Origin of the sequence: Sphingobacterium chuzhouense, from assembly GCF_014692525.1 — a bacterium.
Lineage (GTDB): Bacteria > Bacteroidota > Bacteroidia > Sphingobacteriales > Sphingobacteriaceae > Sphingobacterium > Sphingobacterium chuzhouense.
The window spans coordinates 1,269,787-1,289,838 of record NZ_JACNYL010000001.1; the positions used below are offsets into that span (position 1 = coordinate 1,269,787).

At 44.1% G+C, this 20,052-nt stretch carries 16 protein-coding genes; 7 read left to right on the forward strand and 9 right to left on the reverse strand.

The features are described 5' to 3' along the window. Positions 1 to 6 precede the first annotated feature (6 nt). The 7 genes from H8B21_RS04825 to H8B21_RS04855 all read right to left on the reverse strand — a co-directional run bounded on the left by H8B21_RS04825 (position 7) and on the right by H8B21_RS04855 (position 7,324). On the reverse strand, positions 7 to 714 hold the full coding sequence (locus H8B21_RS04825) for a PIG-L deacetylase family protein (protein ID WP_190312627.1): 708 nt from the start codon (positions 712 to 714) through the stop codon (positions 7 to 9). 34 nt (positions 715 to 748) lie between these two features. Next, a complete protein-coding gene (locus H8B21_RS04830) occupies positions 749 to 1,432 on the reverse strand; it encodes an RraA family protein (protein WP_223814835.1) in 684 nt (227 codons plus the stop codon). A 21-nt stretch (positions 1,433 to 1,453) separates the two neighbouring features. Next, positions 1,454 to 2,233, reverse strand: coding sequence for an MBL fold metallo-hydrolase (locus tag H8B21_RS04835; protein ID WP_190312628.1), 780 nt, complete (start codon positions 2,231 to 2,233; stop codon positions 1,454 to 1,456). Positions 2,234 to 2,239: 6 nt separating this feature from the next. Beyond that, complete coding sequence (locus tag H8B21_RS04840) at positions 2,240 to 3,385, reverse strand: mandelate racemase/muconate lactonizing enzyme family protein (protein ID WP_190312629.1); 1,146 nt, start codon at positions 3,383 to 3,385, stop codon at positions 2,240 to 2,242. Positions 3,386 to 3,466: 81 nt separating this feature from the next. Continuing rightward, positions 3,467 to 4,471 (reverse strand): zinc-dependent alcohol dehydrogenase, encoded by a 1,005-nt coding sequence (locus H8B21_RS04845; protein WP_190312630.1) that lies wholly within the window; start codon positions 4,469 to 4,471, stop codon positions 3,467 to 3,469. Next, positions 4,468 to 5,331: an amidohydrolase family protein gene (locus tag H8B21_RS04850; RefSeq protein WP_190312631.1), complete on the reverse strand. Its 864-nt coding sequence runs from the start codon at positions 5,329 to 5,331 to the stop codon at positions 4,468 to 4,470. The genes H8B21_RS04845 and H8B21_RS04850 overlap by 4 nt, the downstream gene beginning before the upstream one ends. 139 nt (positions 5,332 to 5,470) lie before the next feature. Then, positions 5,471 to 7,324, reverse strand: a complete 1,854-nt coding sequence (locus H8B21_RS04855; protein WP_190312632.1) for a glycoside hydrolase family 2 protein — start codon at positions 7,322 to 7,324, stop codon at positions 5,471 to 5,473. Positions 7,325 to 7,591: 267 nt separating this feature from the next. Between H8B21_RS04855 and pafA the strand changes: the two genes are divergently transcribed. Together pafA and H8B21_RS04865 are read left to right on the forward strand one after the other, a co-directional pair. After that, positions 7,592 to 9,229, forward strand: coding sequence for an alkaline phosphatase PafA (gene pafA / locus H8B21_RS04860; protein WP_190312633.1), 1,638 nt, complete (start codon positions 7,592 to 7,594; stop codon positions 9,227 to 9,229). 65 nt (positions 9,230 to 9,294) lie between these two features. Beyond that, the gene (locus H8B21_RS04865) at positions 9,295 to 9,732 is read left to right on the forward strand and encodes an RrF2 family transcriptional regulator (RefSeq protein ID WP_190312634.1); all 438 of its coding nucleotides are present in this window, start codon (positions 9,295 to 9,297) and stop codon (positions 9,730 to 9,732) included. 3 nt (positions 9,733 to 9,735) lie between these two features. Here the strand turns inward: H8B21_RS04865 and H8B21_RS04870 are convergent, their stop codons facing one another. Further along, the gene (locus tag H8B21_RS04870; protein ID WP_190312635.1) at positions 9,736 to 10,842 is read right to left on the reverse strand and encodes an SGNH/GDSL hydrolase family protein; all 1,107 of its coding nucleotides are present in this window, start codon (positions 10,840 to 10,842) and stop codon (positions 9,736 to 9,738) included. Between the two features lie 18 nt (positions 10,843 to 10,860). Continuing rightward, positions 10,861 to 11,577, reverse strand: a complete 717-nt coding sequence (locus H8B21_RS04875) for a FadR/GntR family transcriptional regulator (RefSeq protein WP_190312636.1) — start codon at positions 11,575 to 11,577, stop codon at positions 10,861 to 10,863. A 128-nt stretch (positions 11,578 to 11,705) separates the two neighbouring features. Between H8B21_RS04875 and H8B21_RS04880 the strand changes: the two genes are divergently transcribed. The 5 genes from H8B21_RS04880 to H8B21_RS04900 all read left to right on the forward strand — a co-directional run bounded on the left by H8B21_RS04880 (position 11,706) and on the right by H8B21_RS04900 (position 20,040). Then, complete coding sequence (locus H8B21_RS04880) at positions 11,706 to 15,089, forward strand: SusC/RagA family TonB-linked outer membrane protein (protein ID WP_190312637.1); 3,384 nt, start codon at positions 11,706 to 11,708, stop codon at positions 15,087 to 15,089. A 20-nt stretch (positions 15,090 to 15,109) separates the two neighbouring features. Further along, positions 15,110 to 16,663 carry a RagB/SusD family nutrient uptake outer membrane protein gene (locus H8B21_RS04885; RefSeq protein ID WP_190312638.1) on the forward strand — a complete coding sequence of 518 codons (1,554 nt, stop codon included), beginning with the start codon at positions 15,110 to 15,112 and terminating at the stop codon, positions 16,661 to 16,663. An 82-nt stretch (positions 16,664 to 16,745) separates the two neighbouring features. Then, the gene (locus tag H8B21_RS04890; protein ID WP_190312639.1) at positions 16,746 to 17,666 is read left to right on the forward strand and encodes a dihydrodipicolinate synthase family protein; all 921 of its coding nucleotides are present in this window, start codon (positions 16,746 to 16,748) and stop codon (positions 17,664 to 17,666) included. After that, positions 17,663 to 18,805: a hypothetical protein gene (locus H8B21_RS04895; RefSeq protein WP_190312640.1), complete on the forward strand. Its 1,143-nt coding sequence runs from the start codon at positions 17,663 to 17,665 to the stop codon at positions 18,803 to 18,805. The genes H8B21_RS04890 and H8B21_RS04895 overlap by 4 nt, the downstream gene beginning before the upstream one ends. Next, a complete protein-coding gene (locus H8B21_RS04900; protein ID WP_190312641.1) occupies positions 18,802 to 20,040 on the forward strand; it encodes an MFS transporter in 1,239 nt (412 codons plus the stop codon). The genes H8B21_RS04895 and H8B21_RS04900 overlap by 4 nt, the downstream gene beginning before the upstream one ends. Positions 20,041 to 20,052: the final 12 nt, after the last annotated feature.

A 20,052-nucleotide genomic window follows, 5' to 3' on the forward strand; every position in this document is an offset into this window, starting at 1 on the left:
TCGCTATTAAGGTAAAACCCGACGGGTCAACCCCCGTTGGGAAGCGTCCAACCTCGTAAAGCCTTCCGCATACCGACATCCTGCTGCTAAGCCTCTGAATCCCGCCTGCATCTGAATCATCCAGTTCATATCAATACTGGCTAAATCTTCCATAGCGACAAATTGACTTTTGTGGCAAGCAAGCATAGCTTTCTTTGTCTCAAAAACGTCGGTTATATCGACATATTCGGTAGGAAGAAAGTTTATACCACCTATGTTATCCATATAATACAATTGTGCTCCCGCGAAGCGGCAAGCTGGCAGCGATTGTCCCGGCATATGTGGCAATCCTTTTTGGAAATAGGAATCAAATACCAATTGGCTCACATAGCGATGGTCAGGATGATAATCATTCGGCGAATGCGTAAAAATAACATCTGGATCTGCTCTTCTCAGCACGTCAATCATAAGGTGTCGTTGTTCTTTATCCGGGAACACCAGTTCGTCCGTTACCCCTGTCCATATTAAATCTGCACCAAGTATTTCAGCTGCTGCCCGAGCCTCTTTTTCACGGGTGGCACTTAAGATATCCGGTTTCACTACGGCATCACCGATACTACCATCGGTAAAGATGGCGATTGTAACACGATGGCCTTCTCGCACGTAACGCGCAAGAGTTCCGGCACAAAGCAATTCGGTATCGTCAGGATGTGCTGCTACACAAAGTATATTCATATTTTTATATTTCTTAAAATTGTTAGTTATCCTATTAAAGAACGCCATATCGGTCATACACGGTTCGCAATGAGTCACCGTTCAGCAAGTCTCTTCTCGACTGGTTTTCTTTTGAAACTTTCTCGAATGAAAGGTCAAGTACCTTGTCCTCTATGTTTTGCGGAACAACTACGACACCGTCAAAATCTGCGAAGATAAGGTCTCCCGGTTTGACCACGACCCCACCACATTTAACCGGTACGTCATAGGCCATTACGCGTCCGCGACCTAAGCTGTCGACAGGTTTGATTCCTACATAGAATAAAGGATAGCCCATGTCAATCACTTTAAGACAATCGCGTACCATGCTATCACAAATAGAACCTACTGATCCATTTCGCATAGCGATCGTACTCATCAACTCTCCCCAAGGAGCATTGGTACAAGCATTATCGGTTGAATGGATAACAACATCGTTTTTTCCCAAAGAATCTACAGCCTCAATCTCCAGGTCATATGCATCAGCTTCGATATAATCAGTCTCCATCCAGCGTAGTGTTCTCGCTCTGCCCACAATGGTACAATTCTTAGGATCCAAGGGTCTCAATCGTTGATGCATTGCACAATCCCGATAACCCAAAACGTCTAACACATCGGAAACAATGGGTACATATAAATTCTCCCTGATCCAATCAAATTTTTCCTGATCTTGCATAAAATGCTTCTTTTCCGTAATCATAATTATAGTTCAAAATATTATTTATAATTTCTTTATAGTATTTGCATCCCAAATAACCGGCTGCATTCTTTCGGGTTGGATACAGCGCTCAGCTAGTCCTTGCTGCGAGCAGTACCATCTGAAGGTTTCCGGATTTTCACTATTCAGCGCCATCATGTCATAGTGATTAGGATGTACATATTTAGGCTGCACAGCTTGAACAAAATGTGTTGCCTCTTCCGGGTTTGGATTTCCCCATTTTCCATTGATGGGAACCAACATGAGTTCCGGCTGTCTCGGTGCAGCAGCTAATACAAGAGGGTGATATTCTGTATCGCTGGTATGGTATACATTTCTACCGTTAGCAAACCGAACGGTATAGCCTGTAGTATCCAAGACATCCGCACCACCCGGAATTGTAAAGACTCCCGTTATTTCGACCGAGCGAAACTTCCATTGCTCACCCGCATGGAGGATAGCAACCTGTTTTTCCGGCACCCCAAGTTCAATTAATTTCTTCGCTGCTTGCCTAGGAGCAACAAACCGTGTCGTATCCTTGTATCTATAAGGACGGATAGTTTCGGGATCCAGATGATCCAAGTGATCGTGGGTCACCACATATACATCGGCTCGCAAAGCGTTAGGTTCGATAGGTACTGGATAGAGACGTGAGAATTCGGGAGCACCGTGAGCTGCAGAATCCGAAAGATAGGGATCGATTACAACCGTCATATCTGCTGAACGGATAATGTAACCTGCTTGCCCCAGCCACCACAATACGGCCTCAGTGTGTGATAATTGAAAATCAAGAATCTTTTCCATAATACGCTACAGATTTACACAAAATTTTCGCACAGCATCTTCATTCACCTCAATACCTAATCCAGGACCGTCCGGCACAGTGATATAACCGTCTCCCTCAAGCTGCACCGGATTGCCAATCACTTCCCGTAACATCGGGTTATCACTAACATTATATTCCAAAAAGAGGGAGCGTGGCAATACTGCGTTTACATGTAAAGCAGCTGCTGTATTTAAGTCCGTAAGCCAGGCATGTGGACATACATCCACGCCCGCATACTCCGCTTCCCACATAATTTTACGCATTTGGGTAAATCCTCCACAACGCGTAATATCCGGCTGCACTACATCAATACCGCCCTGTTGTATCAATTGTCTAAATCCCCAACCTGTAGCTTCCTGTTCCCCTGCTGCCAAACGGGTTTTAACTCCAGCAGCCTTCGTCTTTCCATAACCTTCATAATTTTCAGGGTGCATAAAATCTTCCAACCAATAGATATTATATGGTTCCAAAGCCCTACAAAGGGCAATAGCATCGTGTGCGCTGCGATCTACCATCCATCCGGGGTCAACCATTAAATCAATATCTGGTCCCACCGCCTCTCTTGCGGCTTCCACCAACTTGATATCCAATTTGGGATCTTGGCCAAACACCCCCCATCCAAATTTGATAGCTGTGAACCCGCGCTCCAGATAAAAAGCACAAGCGTCCCTGATGGCTTCGGGCGTTGGTCTGAAAAGCGTGGATGCATATGCCCTCACCCGGTTACGCCTGGCACCACCTAATATTTTGTAAATCGGTTTACCGATTGCTTTACCAATAATATCATGACAAGCAATGTCAAACCCTGACAGCAACTGCATAGCAACTCCCCTTCGTCCGTAATAAATCGAGTGCCTATAGATCTTATCCCACAAACGCTCGACATCAAAAGGATCTTCGTCAAGCACAATCGTGCGCAATCCCTCAAAAAAGGGTTCAGCCGGAGCATTCACCGCAGCAACGCCAACATGCGAAGAGGTTTCAATATCCGACCAACCTATTATACCCTCGTCGGTACTTACTTTTAACAGCAAGCAGTGTTTGACTCCTCTTGCCTCTTCGCTTCCTTCAGGAGCGGTGTTTTCGTAAGGTGATTCCAGAATAAAAGCTTCTACGTTTGTTATCTTCATCTAATTTTATTATTAATGAGTGTAAATTTCAATGGTATAAATGAGCTTGTTACACCAGGTTTGTTTGTATCTTTTCGTATTTTAGGTCTTATTAAATATTAGTGCTACTTTAAGCGCCAAATCATGTCGGTCTTTCGCCAAATGAAAAGCTTCTGCCCATTGCGCAAAAGGTACCTCATGAGTGACGAGATCCGAAAGATGTAACGCTGGATCGGACAGGCACGTTAGCGCCTCATCCATTTTATCCTCGTCGTTACAGCATCCCACGATTTCCTGTTCGGAGACGTGCAAAGTAAAAAGATCAATCGATACTGGATCTTGAAGCAAACTGAAAATTACCACCCGACCGCGTTTTCGAAGAGCAGACAGACAAGTCTGCAATGCCGTAGAAGAACTTACTGCCAATATCGCAATATCTACAGATCCTGACGCAGGATTATCTACAATTTCTACCCCAGGAATCATCCCCAAACGAAAAGGCTCCTTACCAGCCACCATTACGCGTGATGCTCCAGCCCGTATAGCTAAACGTGCAATGATATTTCCAAATGGCCCATCACCCACGACCAATACATCTTTACCCATGACGTTCCCTGCCCGTGATATCGCTTGCAAACAATTGGCTACAGGTTCCATAAGCGCTCCTAAAGAAAAGGAAACTTCGTCGGGCAACTCCCGAACCCGATCAACTCGTTGAACATAATATTCAGCAAAGGTTCCAGGGCGATCAATTCCGAGATGTCCCATGCGCAAACACAGATGACCGAAGCCCCGAAGGCATTCTGCACATTCTCCACATGGCACAACAGGATGTGTAGCCACACGCATGCCCGAAGAAAGGTCTTTTACGTCGGCGCCGCATTGCACAATGACTCCCGCCCCCTCGTGACCCAATACCTTCGGTAAAACAGTCCCAAATGGATTTTGTGCTATGTCATGCAGATCTGAAGTGCAAATCGTCGTCGCCATCGTCCGAATCAATACTTCATCGGGTTTCGGTATCGGCAATGGAAGCCTGACTTGAACCAATTGGTTTAATCCTTGTAACTGAAGTGCGTGCATGGTTGCAGGAAGTTGAATTGTCATTGCTGTATGGATTTAGGATTAGGTAGACCTAAGCATCTTAATGTGTCTCGGCGTATAATTCCTTCAATTACCTCGCTTGAAACGGTGGGCAAACCGCTTCCATCGATAATATTATTCAATTCCCGCACACCTTTCAGCGAATCCTCGGTAGTGGTAAAGGGGAAATCAGAACCAAAAAGTACCTTCTCATGCGTGCGATATTCTACTAATAAACGCATAGAATTATAAAATTGCCAAGGTCTGTAGTATAAAGCGGAGAGGTCACAATAGACATGCCGATGCCGTCGGATAAGCGCTATCGCCTCCCCCTCCCAAGGATGTGCCAGATGAGCGAGTACTATTCGTAGCTCCGGAAAGTCCATCGCAACGGTATCAAAATGGATTGGACGGGAATAATCCAACGGTGTACCGCTTACGAACGAGGTGCCCGCATGAAAAAGAACAGGCAGACCATGTTTCACACAGTAACGGTATATTTCATAACATCTCGGATCCGCAGGATGGACATTTTGATACAGGGGAGACATCTTAACACCCACGGCACCCCATTGTTGATGACATTTCTCCAATTCTTCCATAAAACCTGGTCTACCAGGATCGATAGAAGCAAAAAACAAGAGTCGGTGTGCAGCTCTTGAAACATGCATTGCAACGAACTCATTCGGGATATTCCAGTCCGTTGCTGCGGCCTGCAAACCAAATACAACGGCTACATCCGCTACCTTAGTTGTTTCCAAATGACGCTCGGCTACATTTCCCCAGACCTGAGGATCGACACCACAACGTTCCAGATCTGCTTTCAATTTAGGACCGAAATCTGTTTCGGCTAGAAAAACATGGGTGTGAACATCTACTATCATAAAATATTCTAAGCTGCCTAAAAAATGTGTGTTAACTAATACAATGATAAGATTTAATTTGTCAAGCTTTCTGCTCCATATAAACCAAAAACTATCCTATTTCTTCTTTTTGCATAAATCGTCGCCAATAGTCAATCCGTTATTTTATCAGATTTTTATCGTACAATTTTTGATGTATCTCCATTAACTCCTTCTCCGGAATCTTCATTACTTTTCGATCATACGTCATTAGTCCGTTGGTCTCTATTTCTACATCGGTTGTCTGCGTGTAAACGCCAGCAGACAGTCCTTTAGGAATTAACAAACTCAGGTTGCGAACTAATTCCATATATCGTTCTCTCAACTCGTTCTTATCTTTGAAAGACTGATAACCCCAATTGTCTTTTTCTTGCCAAGTATGTCCTTCTATAGGCAATCCCAATCCGCCATATTCACCCAAGACCAAGACATAATCTTTCCCAAAAAATTGTGGATTAGGCATAGCAGCATCTGGATAATTATGAATATCCAGTATATGACCTGGTGCATTGAAGTTCCCACCACTTGCACCATTGACCAACCGAGATGGATCGTATTGTATAGTCCAATCTACAATTTCTTGTGTCTTGAACTGTCCCCACGCCTCATTGAACGGCACCCAAATCACAATACTTGGAAAATTGTGGAGCGCATCCATGATATTTTTCCATTCTCTTCTAAAAATGGCCTCAGATTCAGGAGTACGATTTTTTTCCTGCTTTCCATGGCTTATTTTTCCCGGATCTTTATTCCAAATATTACCTTCAAAGTCATCTCCACTAGGCATATCCTGCCAAACCAATATGCCTATACTATCACAGTGCCTATACCATCGGGCAGGTTCTACCTTGATGTGTTTACGGATCATGTTAAAACCCATCTCCTTGGTTTTAAGAATGTCAAACTTCAATGCTTCGTCAGAAGGGGCGGTGTGTAACCCGTCTGGCCACCATCCTTGATCCAACGTGCCATAATGAAATACGAACTCGTCATTGAGGTACATGCGTTGTATACCTTGTGCGTCCCGTTTCTTCGTTATTTTACGCATAGCAAAATAGCTTTTTGCTTGATCGATGATTTTTCCTTTACGTAAAATTTTAACTTTGAGGTCGTATAATTTGGGATTGTCCGGTGTCCACAGCTCAGCGTTAGGAACACTTAAGTTCAACTCTTCTCCAATCAAACCCTTTTTTTTCACTATTTTTTTATTACCGTCATACGCTTCTACTACAAGCTCATCTCCGGATTGTGCTGCTATTATAGTGGCAGAGAATTTCAGTTCTGCACGATCAACATCTGGCGTTTGCCTTGTGCTTACAATATATGTTTCGGGAACATTTTCCAACCATACGGTCTGCCATATTCCGGAAACAGGCGTATACCAAATACCATGGGGATTATTGACTTGCTTTCCTCTTGGCTGAGGTCCATCGCTTGTGGGATCCCATACCCGAATGGCAATCTCCTGTTTATTGCCTTTTTTTAAATGGGGGGTAATATCCATACTGAACGGATCAAAGCCCCCTTCATGCCTACCGGTGTGTTTCCCATTGACATAAACATCACACTGCCAATCTACCGCGCCAAAATGTAAAATCGTTTTCTCTTTCCGTAAACTCTTGTTAATTATTATTTCATTTCGGTACCAAAGTGCCTCTTCTTTACTAATACGTTTACCAACACCTGAAAGAGCCGATTCTATTGCAAACGGGACCAAAATCTCACCGTCCCAAGAATCTGGGATACTTTCATTCTTTTTGTTTGTGATTTTATACTTCCAAAGTCCATTGAGATTCTGCCAATTCCCATTCCGTTCCAACTGCGGTCTGGGATATTCGGGATGAGGACACTGTGGATTTACCTTTTCCGCCCAGGGAGTCATTATTCTATTCTCGACTGGTTTCCAGGTTTGTGAATATCCAACTGTGGCTACTGCAATTAAGATACAGATAAATGCTATAGTTGTTTTTACCATGATTTAGTATAATTTATAAAGTTACATATTCTTTGATTCCGCTTCCCATAGAAGCTTTTTCAAAACATACTCGTCGGTACAATGATAAGGGCAATTAGATAAAACTCTTTGCTCCATGTAAACCAAAAACTACCCTATTTCTCCTTTTTGTATTTTATAAATATCTAAAAGTAACAACTCTTTTGTCTTATGTAACGAATCTTATACTGGGAAGTATCTAAAAAATCATCTACCTTTATCTACTCTTTCTAAGTAAACTAAGTTATTATGTGGAAATTTTTCTTTACAAGTCTTCTGACTGTAACTATAGCGCTTCAAGGACATGCACAACCGGCACGCCCAAAGTTGGTTGTTGGATTAATGGTAGACCAGATGCGATGGGACTATATCTATAGATTTGCAGACAGGTATGGCGATGATGGGTTCAAGCGTATGCTAAAGGAAGGTTTTTCTTGTGAGAACACCCTTCTCAACTATATTCCGACTTTTACTGCAATAGGACACAGCTCGGTTTATACGGGCTCTGTTCCATCCATCCACGGCATCGCAGGGAATGATTGGATTATACAGGCAACCGGACAACCCATGTATTGCACACAAGATGATAACGTCCAAGGAGTAGGGACGCAAGAAAAAGAAGGGCAACAATCGCCTCGCAACCTACTGGCATCCACCGTTACCGATCAATTGAAACTGGCGACCAACTTTCGGTCTAAAGTTATCGGTATCTCCATGAAAGATCGTGGTGGTATCCTCCCCGCCGGTCACTTTGCAGACGCGGCTTATTGGTTGGAAGGAAAATCCGGAAATTGGATCTCAAGTACATTCTATATGGAAAATTTGCCCCATTGGGTAGAGGACTTTAACAAACGGAAACTGGCAGATAAATATTTAAAGCAAGACTGGAATACATTATACCCTATCGAAACGTATACCAACAGCACAGCTGATGACACCCCTTATGAAGGCAAATGGCCTGGTGAAGAGGCTCCTACATTTCCCAGAAAAACTTCTGAATTGATGAAAGATATAGGTTACGAGCTCATCAAGACAACACCCCAGGGAAATACATTGACACTCGACTTTGCCAAAGCAGCTATCGAACAGGAGCAATTGGGTAACAATCCAACAGAGGATACAGACTTTTTGTGCGTGAGTTTATCTGCAACGGACTATGTTGGACACCGTTACTCGTTATCGGCTGTAGAAATAGAGGATACCTATCTTCGCCTTGACCAGGATATTGCAGATTTTTTGGCGTATCTAGATAAATATATAGGCAAAGGTAACTATACCTTTTTTCTTACCGCAGATCATGCAGCGTCTTATAACCCCATGTATTACACAGACCAACAAGGGAATGGAGGCTATTTATTTACACGGCAAATCCAACGTAGCCTGAATAGCGAACTTCAAGAAAAATTTGGCAGTGACAAAATAGTAAGGAGTTTGATGAATTACCAAGTGCATCTCAATTACACACTCATAGATTCCCTTCAACTCAACCTTAAAGATGTCAAGGAAACGATTATCAATTCGCTTAACAAGGAAGAGGGTATTACGTATGTCATTGATATGGAAGGGAACCAGAATATGTTCATTCCCGCCCCACTCCGGGAGAAAATTATCAATGGCTATAATCGTAGGCATAGTGGTGCTATCCAGATTATTGCAGATCCCCAATGGTATGCTGGCACACCGCGTAGCCCGGGAACAACTCATGGTGTGTGGTCGCCATATGATTCACACATACCACTCGTATTCATGGGCTGGGGCATATCGCAAGGCGTAAGCAATAAAGAAGTACATGTGGTAGATATAGCTCCAACACTGGCTTCATTGCTACATATTATGGAACCGAATGGTAACATCGGAAGGCCAATAGTGGAGGTATTAGGACAATAAGTCAAGGGCAAATTATTTTTCCGTATCTTTGCCCTACTATTGATTGATCCATAAAAAGGGAACGCATGCTTTCTAAGAAAACAAAATACGCCATCAAGGCGCTCATGGTGCTGGGACGTAACTACGGAAAAGAACCTATGCAAATTGTAAGGATTGCAGAAGAGGAACGTATTCCTAAAAAGTTCTTGGAACAAATTCTTTTAGAAATGCGTAACGCTGGCATATTGTATTCTAAAAAAGGCGCCGGTGGGGGTTACAGCTTGAACAAAGCGCCAGAAGACATCTACCTTTCTCAGGTAATGCGATTAATCGACGGCCCTATCGCCTTACTACCTTGCGTGAGTCTTAATTTTTATCGTTCTTGCGAGGAATGTGTAGAAGAACATGCTTGTGGTATTCGCGATACCTTTATTGAGGTTCGGAATGCGATGCTGCAGATTCTTAATGACACAAGTATCGCACAACTTATCAATAAAGAGAAGCACTTGTCCTTGGATGTATAACTGTTAAAAGAGGCTTTTCAAAAGTTTTTTATACGCCTCAGCGATTTTTAACATACCGGCATCATTAGGATGAACATAATCTACTGTCGAATCAATATCCAAACCGATTTCTTTATTCGTTAAAAGATATAGATTTACTATCCCTTCTTGTTTTAGTCTGTCCAGCGCAACCCTCAAAACCTCGGTCGTCTGCTGGAATTGTTGATTTTTGTCGGTATTTAGTATATGCGCATCAAATCCAGAAGAATGTTCTGTAAGAATAATCGGTGTTGTCTGTTGTTTCTCCCGAAGTGTTATGACTGCATGGTAGATTAAGGAGTCCAATTGTTGTTCGCTCCAATCGGGCGATATGGTGAGATTAGGTAAACAATCCAAAATAATAGCTTTCGCTGGAGTTGCTCCGATAAGTTCTAAAAGCGGGGCTTCTAACCGACCATTGCCCGAAAAGCCCAGATTCAACACCGGACTGCAGATAGCCCTTTGCAGGATGTTAGTCCAACCCAGACCGGGTCGAGATGCACATGCGCCCTGTGCGATCGAGGTTCCATATACTATAACTGGAGGTTCTGTTTCTGTAATAAAATCTACCGACAGCGAATCAGGAATGCCGATTTCCATCCAAGAGACTGTATTATACAAGGGTAAGTACAACTGATAGATTCGGTCGGCGCTGGTCTCCATCGCGTCAAACAGGTAGGTGATCGTATCTTTGAAATCATAACGCCCCGATGCCCAATGCCATTCATTTTTATCGGAATCGTAGGCATATAAATCTACACCACTCACACCGGTAGCTGGCATATGTGGCATATCTAAAGCATGTTTCACGGTGTAGCGCACCTGGATCCGGTTAGCTTCAGTTTTAAAACTGATCCTAAGACCGGCACTGTTCGTACTCAAGTACCACACGGGATCTCTAACCTCTTCCTTCATTGCCTGAGGCAGACGTTGATAGGAAGATATCCCTTCCCGGTCTAGGCGACCGTTGATATGTCCCTCTACTAGAACATCTATCCATTTCCAAGTTTGTCGGGCGTAGCCCTGCGAGAAGCTTATAGTCGAAAATAGTATCAAGCTACAGAAGCGAGCTATAAATCGTTTTTGTGTCATGTCTTCTATTGTAAAACTCTATACCACATCAAGGATGCGTGCAAAATGATTATTAAGATGCTGCCGGATAGCTTTGCGGTAGGCTTCTGCATCTCTTTGCTTCAATACCTGCACCAACTCCTTATGGGAAACAAATTCGCCCGCCACAATGGGTCTTTCCAACAAACCGCTTTGGTGTACATATTGAAAAATGGGGAATAACATTTCCTGTAACTCCATCAGAATTTTATTCCCAGATATTTTATATAGCTTTCCATGAAACTTAATCTCATCTTCGATTTGCCAAGGATAAGCCGTATCACCGGAAACCACGGTTTCCGCAATCTCTTCCAATTCTTTAATATCTTCTTCGGTAATCTTACTGACAATGAAGTCCGCCATCCCCACCTCCAGCGCCAACCGCATTTCAAATATATCTTTAAGTGTCTCACTATCGAGAATGGAGGGATGGAACACCTTTCGTAACGATCCTAATACATCTGGATTTTTCAATACCGCCCCTTTATGTTTCTTTGATTCAATCAGTCCGATCGTCTTTAGACGCAATAAAGCTTCTCGTATTACTGTACGGCTGACTCCAAAACTTTCCGCAAGATCAAGTTCTTTGGGTAATACATCTCCCACTTTCAGTTTCTTCTGTTGTATGAAATGGATAATACGTGCCTCTACCTTGTCTACTAGGCTGGAAGTATCTATCTCGCCTAAACTATCTATAGAATCCTCTACATTAATCATGTCTATTTTCCCCTAGTTTAATAATTTCTTACGCAATAATATCAAAAAAATTTTGATTTATAAAACATTATGTCATACATTTGTTTTTGATTATGTATAACATAACTCAATTTAAAAAAACAAAAATTATGAGGAGCACACATTTAACAACCACAAAAAGCCTCGTCTTACTATTTTTTCTTTGCCTACTGCAGGGAGATGTCTTCGCACAGTCCTTATTAAAAGGACGGATAGTCGGGGTAGACAACGTACCATTGAACGGCGCAAGTGTAAAAAACAACACACAAGGTGTCGCTACATCGAGCGATGAGCACGGTAATTTTTCAATACGTGCACAAGTTGGCGATATACTGATTTTCACATCGGTGGGCTATCAACCCCAAAACATGACCGTAACCAATTTGAATACGCTCCAGATTTCCCTACGAGTAGATGATACTTCTCTCGAGGAAGTTGTGGTCATGGGATACGGTACTGTCAAGCGCACAAAGATAACCGCTTCCGTTTCCACCTTGGACAACAAAGTATTGGAGACCGGTATGCGGGCCAATCCCGCACAAGCGTTAGCAGGAACGATACCAGGTGTCCGTGTATCAACAGGTTCGGGTCGACCGGGTGCTATGCCGAGTATAGTATTACGTGGGGGAACTCACTTCGACGGTTCGGGTAGCCCATTAATTTTAGTTGACGGACAGGTTCGCGGCAGTCTTTCCGACATTAACCCTGACGAAATTGAACGGATGGATATACAGAAAGATGCTGCTGCCACCGCGATATATGGAGCACGGGCAAGTAACGGCGTAATTATCATAACGACCAAGAGTGGAAAAAGCGGTAGTTCGTCCCTCGATTTTAAGGTAAATAGAGGTATTAATTACCTGAACGTGCCATACGACTATCTAAGTTCCGAGGACTATATCAAATGGAGTCGTTTGGGAGCTGTTGAAGCGATTAAGATAGGAACCTTAGCGAACAATACCTTGGGAGCTCCCGGTCCTCGGGGGACGGGTAATGCTTACTTCGCCGCCGATGGTACAACACCACTGGATGGTAACTACGTTAACGAAGGCCGATGGAGCTTAATGCGTCTAACCGATCAGAACCGATTTCTATTGGATCAAGGGTGGAGAACCATGAGAGATGCCGTTCCTACCAATGCAGCCGGTCACTATGATCCCAATGGTGAATACTACGATTTGATATACGAAGACTTCAACTATGGCAATCTAGCATTCCGGACACCAGCCCCGTCGCAAGATTATAATCTCTCGTTTTCTGGTGGAAATGACAAAGCCTCGTATTATAGCAACGTCGGTATCTATGATGAGCAGGGCTTGTCCTTAAATACCTTTTATCGTCGTTATAATTTCGCGGCAAACGCCGATTACAAACTCAAAGATTGGATTACTTCCGAATCCCGTGTGAACTGGACCCGTGCCAACTGGCGGGATCAATCTTTGACTAATGGCGAAGCGAATTACTGGGGCCGGATGCTATCCGCTCCTCCTACCCTGCGTAGCAGAAGTCCAATCACCGGCGATTGGATCTTAGGTAGAGACGCCAGCGACGGAAATCCTTTGGTCAACATTGACAAGTATATACGCCGTTCGCAAAATGATAAATTTACATTAAACCAAGGACTAGTTGTTAATTTCCTACCCGAATTGACACTCCGTCTGAAAGGTATTTTATATTATGAGGAGGAATACCATGAATCGTTCGACAAAGATTTCAGAACGGGTTTTTTGAGTACAACCAATCCAGATGCCGGATGGAACAGACAACGAAACAGTTCTGCCAGCTTTTGGCGCCGTATAGGTCAAACTTACAACGCGGTTTTGAACTATGATAAGTCCTTTGATCAGCATAATGTCAGTGCCTTGGCCGGTGCCGAGTTTTATGATGCCTATTATCGCTCTTTGGGAGCATCGGGAGCCTTAGCTCCTACAGATGATTTCATGGCGTTGGGTCTCACCACCAATACGTCAGACAATCCTACACGGGGTGCATCCTCTTCACACTCCAATGATCGAATCATTTCGCAATTTGCACGTATAAACTATGATTTCGACGACAAGTATCTTGCTTCGTTTACCTTCCGTCAAGACGGTATATCCCGATTACACAGAGATAACAGATGGGGCTTTTTCCCTGCAGCTTCTATCGGATGGGTAGCAACACAAGAGGATTTTGTCCGAGACAGTGCTCCATGGCTAAACTTTCTGAAACTTCGTGCCAGCTGGGGTAAAAACGGTAATATCGGTATAGGAACAAATGACCCCATAGGCATCTATCAAGTGCAGGGCAGCTACGGGGTAACAGGGGCGTATGACCAAACTCGCGGTTTCCTGTTTTCAGATCCCACTTTACCTGAGTTGACTTGGGAAAAAACCAATACAACGGAAGTGGGTGCCGACATTGGTTTATTAAATAATAGACTCAATCTTTCTGTGGCCTATTACAACAGAATCACCTCCGATAAGCTTGCTTACATTGCCCTCCCTAGTTCGGCAGGCATCGCATCCATTCGCACAAACAATGGTAACATGCGTAACCGGGGCATAGAATTCGAAGCTGGCTACCGCATCTTACAAAACGACAATTTCACTTGGTCGGTAAATGCCAACGCCGCTTATGTGCGTAACAAAATCTTGAAATTACCTTTTAATGGCAACGAACGGAACAGACAGGGAGGAACACAAGTATACGACCCTGCGAGCGGATCATTGGTATGGGTAGAAGGACTCCAGGAAGGCATGGAATGGGGTGAGATCTACGGTTTCCGGATGACAGGCATCATCCGAAACGAAGAAGACCTGGCGAACTACAATGTTCGGGATGAAGCCGCCGGAGAGGCATACAGTATTGGAGGTGCCGCAGGTCGACGTGTCGCCAGCCAGCGGGTCATCGATGAACAGGGCTTGACAGGTTATTTACCAACACAACTGGGCGATGCGATGTGGGACGATATCAACGGAGATGGCGTCATCAATCAAGACGACCGTGTCAAACTGGGAAACACCCTGCCGAGATGGACGGGAGGCTTTAACACCACATTCGGTTACAAAGGTTTCTCTTTGTTCACCAGACTTGATTTCGCCCTAGGCCATATTCAAATGGACCGTCAGCACGTTTGGTCGCTCGGTTATATGCAGGGTGAGTTCAATGCCGGAGATATTGTCAAAGACACATGGACACCCGACAACCCAAATGCGAAATATCCGCGCTACGTATGGGCGGATCAGTTAAACATGAAGAACTTCGATCGTCCGAGCAATCTGTTTTATGTAAACTCAAATTATTTGGCGTTCCGAGAAGTATCATTGAGTTATTCTGTACCGAAAGAATGGATTAGTCGGGCGAAAATTGCCGGACTGACACTAACCGCTACAGGGCAAAACTTAGGATATATTTCGAATAAATTGAATTCACTTCCTGAACGTACAGGTTTTCAAAACAGTGCTTATACTATTCCGACGATGTTGATTTTCGGCGGAAAGATTACATTCTAAATTTAATTGATATTAAAGCAATGAAAAAGCATATAAAAATATTGGCCGTCATCTTTTCTTTATTGGGAATGACCGCCTGTAATAGCCATTTAGATCTTGTTCCCGAGGATTACTTCGCAGACGGGAACTACTGGCAAAATGAAGCGCAAGTAGATAATTTCATGACGGGCATTCACTCTCAATTACGCGGGCAGCAGTTTCAATTTTTCCGCTTAGGGGAAATGCGTGGTGGTGGCTTGACAAACGTCGCAAAATTTCCTGTTTCATTAAATGAACTGACCTTAATAGAGCATAATATGACCGAGGTATCCCCCGGCTTGTCGGCTTGGGCTGGTTTTATGAATTCTATTCTTCAAATCAATCTCTTCATCGAACGGGTAAACAGTATTTCTTTCCTACCCGAAACTAAAAAGAATACCCTCCTTGGTCAAGCATACGGGTTAAGGGCTTTCTATTACTTCCATTTGTTGCGTACCTATGGTAGCGTACCATTACGTCTTTCAGCAGATGTATTGAATAGCCAGCCTGATCAGGTTGCCCTACGCTTAGCACGTTCCTCCGAAGCGGAAGTGTTAACTGCTGTGAAGACCGACATCACCAAATCGCTGGAACATTTCGGGTCTGAACAAGGAGCCAATAAAGCCTATTGGAGTCTGAATGCCACGCGTATGCTAAAAGGTGAGGTTTATTTATGGTCAGCAAAGGTATACGGTACCACGGCTGATCTTACAGAAGCGAAGGCTGCTCTAAATGCCATTACCGGCTATAATCTCCTATCGGATTTTGCAAACGTTATCAAAACGAAACGCAACGAGGAGATCATTTTTACCTTACCTTTTGCATTTAATGAAGCGGAGGCGTCATCATCGTCATTATTCCTATATGACTTACCTTCTTTTAGTGGTCTTTATTACAAAGATACGGTCGATGTTAACGCACCAGTTCTCTTAGACCCATTGACGCTGCAACAGACGAGTTCTCAAACGATACAACGCTATGCTTACAAATATGAATTATTCCAATCATATGAAGCGGGTGATCAACGGCGCGATGCAACTTTTTACGATTTTTATGCCTTGGACCGCAGCGTAACACCTCAACGTGTTACGACCCGCAATATCGTCCTTAATAAATTCTTAGGCACTATTAACAACAACATTCGTAACTATACCGATGATTGGCCCGTATACCGGGAAGCGGATCGTTTATTAATGCTGGCCGAAATTGCCAATGCGGAAGGTGCCAACCCACAAAATTTCATCCAGCAGATTAGAAATAGAGCGTTTAACGGAAACGATCCAATGCCTTTTGTAAATGGTAGCCGGGATGCTAACGAAATGGCTATTTTCGAAGAACGAATGAAAGAATTCGTTTGGGAAGGAAAACGTTGGTACGATATCCGTCGAATGAAATATGGTACTACACCACTGGTTTTCCGTTCTTCCAGTCATCCGTATGGCGTCCTTAACCAAAGTACAGAAGCTTACAAGATTTTATGGCCAATTGGTCGGGATGTGTGGACAAATGACCCATTGGTTGATCAGACACCGGGATATGAAACCACTAAACCCTAAATAACGGGAAAACCGATCTTGGCAAACAAGCTGGTTCGGTTTTCTTACATTTTTTAAATAAAACAAACAAATTCAACAAGATATGAAACGTATTGAAGGCCTTATTGCCGCTCCCTTTACACCTTTCCACGGTAATGGGGAGCTAAATCTTGATCTGATCCCGTCGTACTATGCGTTACTTAAAGCAAACAACGTAACCGGAGCATTTATCTGCGGATCGACAGGCGAAGGGGTATCGCTTACTTTTGATGAGAAAGTCGCCGTCATGGAAAAGTGGGCCACGTTAACAAAAGACGACACCGATTTTAGTCTCATGATGTTTTTAGGCGGAACAAATATTAAGGAATGCAAACAATTAGCTACGTTAGCCGAGAAAGCAGCGGTTGACGTCATTTCATTTACTTCTCCTTTTTACTTTAAACCTGCTACGGCACAACAGCTAGCTCAATGCTGCGCAGAAGTTGCAGCAGCGGCTCCAAACACGGCGTTTTACTACTATCATATCCCCGTACTGACGGGCGGAAATTATGCTATGATCGATCTCTTAAAAGAAGTCGACAACTTGGTACCGACCTTTACTGGCATCAAATATACCCATGAAGATTTCATGGACTTTTTATCCTGTATGAATTTTAACAACCGGAAGTATGATATGCTATGGGGTCGGGATGAAAACATGTTATCCGCATTAGTATTAGGGTCCAAAGGTGCCGTAGGCAGTACATACAATTATGCGGCTCCCATATATCACGAATTGATCGCGGCCTTCGAACGCGGCGACTTCCAGGCGGCTAATGCCTTGCAGCAAAAATCCATTGACATGATTACCTTGTTAGGAAAATATGGTGGAATTGCAACAGGTAAAGCTTACATGAAATTGGTAGATTTGGATTGCGGCACCTTCCGCTTGCCCGTCAAAAATATGAACGCGAAGCAATTTGAAGCGTTTAAGACAGACGTGGCTGCCATAGGGTTTGAATCTTTTAAATCAAAGCAAGCATGAAACTAAAAACCTCCATCCTCTTGCTGACCGTCGTTTTGGGATCCTGTTCTTCAGATGAGAAATCAAAGACGATCCGTTGGGATAACCAAACAAAGCTACCGACTAACGTCGATGGATCCGCGCATTTAGGTCTGGCAGGCCCAATAACCGGAATGATTGGTGACAGATTATTGATAGCTGGTGGCGCAAATTTTCCCGAGAAGATGCCTTGGGATGGCGGTACCAAACGCTATGCGGCACAAGCATATATTTATCAACTGGAGGATGGAGTATTAACATTTTTAGGCGAATCTGAACTAAAGGAAGCCGTCGCTTATCCGGGCAATTGTTCAGTGGGGTCAGCACTCTATGTAGCGGGAGGCGAAAACCAAAACGGTGCGGTTCGATCCGGGAAAAAATTTTACCTAGAAGCGGATACGCTCCATGAAGAGCCACTCCCTGATTTACCGGTTGCCTTAACCAACGGCAGTTTAGTATTTGCTTCTGGCAAGCTCTATTTTGTGGGCGGCGAAAATCAGCAGCTGGTATCAGACAAGATATATGGCCTGGATTTATCTGCTGAAAACGGTGTATGGGAAGAAGTACTCACCCTAGCACACCCTGTATCTAACGCTGTTGTCGTTTCGGATCAAAAAAATAAACTTTATATCGCCGGGGGCAGGATGCGCAATGTCGACAGCTTGAGCACCATCTACGATCAGCTATTTGAGGTTAACCTACACACCGTGTCAATCAATAAAATTGCGGAGCTCCCGGAGCCGGTTGCGGCGGGAACAGGTGTCTGGGATGATAACGGTCATATTTTATTGTTCGGTGGTGATCACGCCGAAACCTTTCATCGGGTAGAGGCTTTAATTGCACGGATTAACCAAACGACAGATGACTCATTGCGAAACGCATTAATCGAAGAGAAAGCGATGTTGCAACGCGAGCATCCGGGCTTTTTACCCCATACTTGGTCGTTTAATGTGAAGCGCAAACAATGGAAAAAACGGGATGATATCGTCGGCAAAAGTCCGGTAACTACCACCGCCCTGTGGTATCAGCAACATATTATTATCCCCAGTGGGGAGATTCGAGCCGGTGTGAGAACCGATCAGATCTTAGTAGGGCAAGCGGATAAAAACGGAGCTTTATGAAAAACAACAAACTTTATCCTTGGGTAGTTGTCGGATTGCTATGGGTAGTAGCATTACTCAATTACCTGGACCGTCAGATGCTTTCGACCATGCGCGACTCCATGCAAATCGACATTGTCGAATTGCAAAAGGCGGAAGCTTTTGGTGTATTGATGGCCATCTTTCTATACATCTACGGTTTTATGAGTCCGGTAGCGGGCGTAATTGCTGACCGCGTGAACCGAAAATGGCTTATTGTCATTAGCTTATTTGTATGGTCGGCCGTGACCTATGGCATGGGGATGGCCACGAACTATAATCAATTGCTCGTTTTACGGGCGATCATGGGTGTCAGTGAGGCCTTATACATCCCTGCGGGTCTTGCTCTCATTGCCGACTATCATACCGGGCGCACACGATCCTTGGCTATTGGTATCCACATGACAGGGCTATATATGGGGCAAGCACTGGGTGGATTCGGTGCTACCGTAGCTGCCAGTTATGGTTGGCACAGTGCTTTTCACTGGTTTGGCATTGTGGGCATCATCTATGCCGTCATCTTGAGTGTGCTCCTTCACGAGAAAAAGTCCGATATGGTGACCGGCACAACTGTTCCGATCAAGCTTTCCTTTCTAAAAAGTCTTTCCACTTTATTTTCGATGACGGCATTTTGGGTCATCTTGTTTTATTTCGCAGCACCTAGCTTACCAGGTTGGGCGACAAAGAACTGGCTACCGACACTTTTTGCGGATAATTTAGGTATTCCCATGGCACAGGCGGGACCACTCTCCACCATCACGATCGCTGCCTCGTCCTTCGTAGGCGTTATTGTTGGCGGTTTATGGAGTGACCGCTGGGTGCAGAAGAATATCCGCGGACGGGTATTTACGAGTGCTATCGGTCTTGGGTTTACCATTCCGTCGCTTATTTTGCTGGGCATGGGAGATACCTTTATCGCGATCGTGGGAGCGGCCGTACTTTTCGGTTTAGGCTTTGGGATATTCGACGCCAACAATATGCCGATTTTATGCCAGTTTGTACCGCCACGGCTTCGAGCTACGGCCTACGGATTCATGAATATGATGGGGGTATTTGCAGGGGCAGCCGTGACACAGGTTTTGGGTAAATTTAAAGATGAGGGTCTTTTTGGCGGGGGATTCGCCATGCTCGCACTCATCGTTGCTGCGGCCTTAATCCTACAGTTGTTAACGCTTCGTCCGAAGACAATCGATTATATCGACGAACAAAATAAATAAAACCCTCACAAT

Excerpts from the sequence above, each read along its gene's own strand:
- H8B21_RS04880 (WP_190312637.1), top strand. The coding sequence starts at position 11,706 with ATGAGGAGCACACATTTAACAACCACAAAAAGCCTCGTCTTACTATTT.
- H8B21_RS04895 (WP_190312640.1), top strand. The coding sequence starts at position 17,663 with ATGAAACTAAAAACCTCCATCCTCTTGCTGACCGTCGTTTTGGGATCC.
- H8B21_RS04865 (WP_190312634.1), top strand. The coding sequence starts at position 9,295 with ATGCTTTCTAAGAAAACAAAATACGCCATCAAGGCGCTCATGGTGCTG.
- H8B21_RS04845 (WP_190312630.1), bottom strand. The coding sequence starts at position 4,471 with ATGACAATTCAACTTCCTGCAACCATGCACGCACTTCAGTTACAAGGA.
- H8B21_RS04900 (WP_190312641.1), top strand. The coding sequence starts at position 18,802 with ATGAAAAACAACAAACTTTATCCTTGGGTAGTTGTCGGATTGCTATGG.
- H8B21_RS04835 (WP_190312628.1), bottom strand. The coding sequence starts at position 2,233 with ATGGAAAAGATTCTTGATTTTCAATTATCACACACTGAGGCCGTATTG.
- H8B21_RS04825 (WP_190312627.1), bottom strand. The coding sequence starts at position 714 with ATGAATATACTTTGTGTAGCAGCACATCCTGACGATACCGAATTGCTT.
- H8B21_RS04830 (WP_223814835.1), bottom strand. The coding sequence starts at position 1,432 with ATGATTACGGAAAAGAAGCATTTTATGCAAGATCAGGAAAAATTTGAT.
- H8B21_RS04840 (WP_190312629.1), bottom strand. The coding sequence starts at position 3,385 with ATGAAGATAACAAACGTAGAAGCTTTTATTCTGGAATCACCTTACGAA.
- H8B21_RS04870 (WP_190312635.1), bottom strand. The coding sequence starts at position 10,842 with ATGACACAAAAACGATTTATAGCTCGCTTCTGTAGCTTGATACTATTT.
- H8B21_RS04875 (WP_190312636.1), bottom strand. The coding sequence starts at position 11,577 with ATGATTAATGTAGAGGATTCTATAGATAGTTTAGGCGAGATAGATACT.
- H8B21_RS04890 (WP_190312639.1), top strand. The coding sequence starts at position 16,746 with ATGAAACGTATTGAAGGCCTTATTGCCGCTCCCTTTACACCTTTCCAC.
- pafA (WP_190312633.1), top strand. The coding sequence starts at position 7,592 with ATGTGGAAATTTTTCTTTACAAGTCTTCTGACTGTAACTATAGCGCTT.
- H8B21_RS04850 (WP_190312631.1), bottom strand. The coding sequence starts at position 5,331 with ATGATAGTAGATGTTCACACCCATGTTTTTCTAGCCGAAACAGATTTC.
- H8B21_RS04855 (WP_190312632.1), bottom strand. The coding sequence starts at position 7,324 with ATGGTAAAAACAACTATAGCATTTATCTGTATCTTAATTGCAGTAGCC.
- H8B21_RS04885 (WP_190312638.1), top strand. The coding sequence starts at position 15,110 with ATGAAAAAGCATATAAAAATATTGGCCGTCATCTTTTCTTTATTGGGA.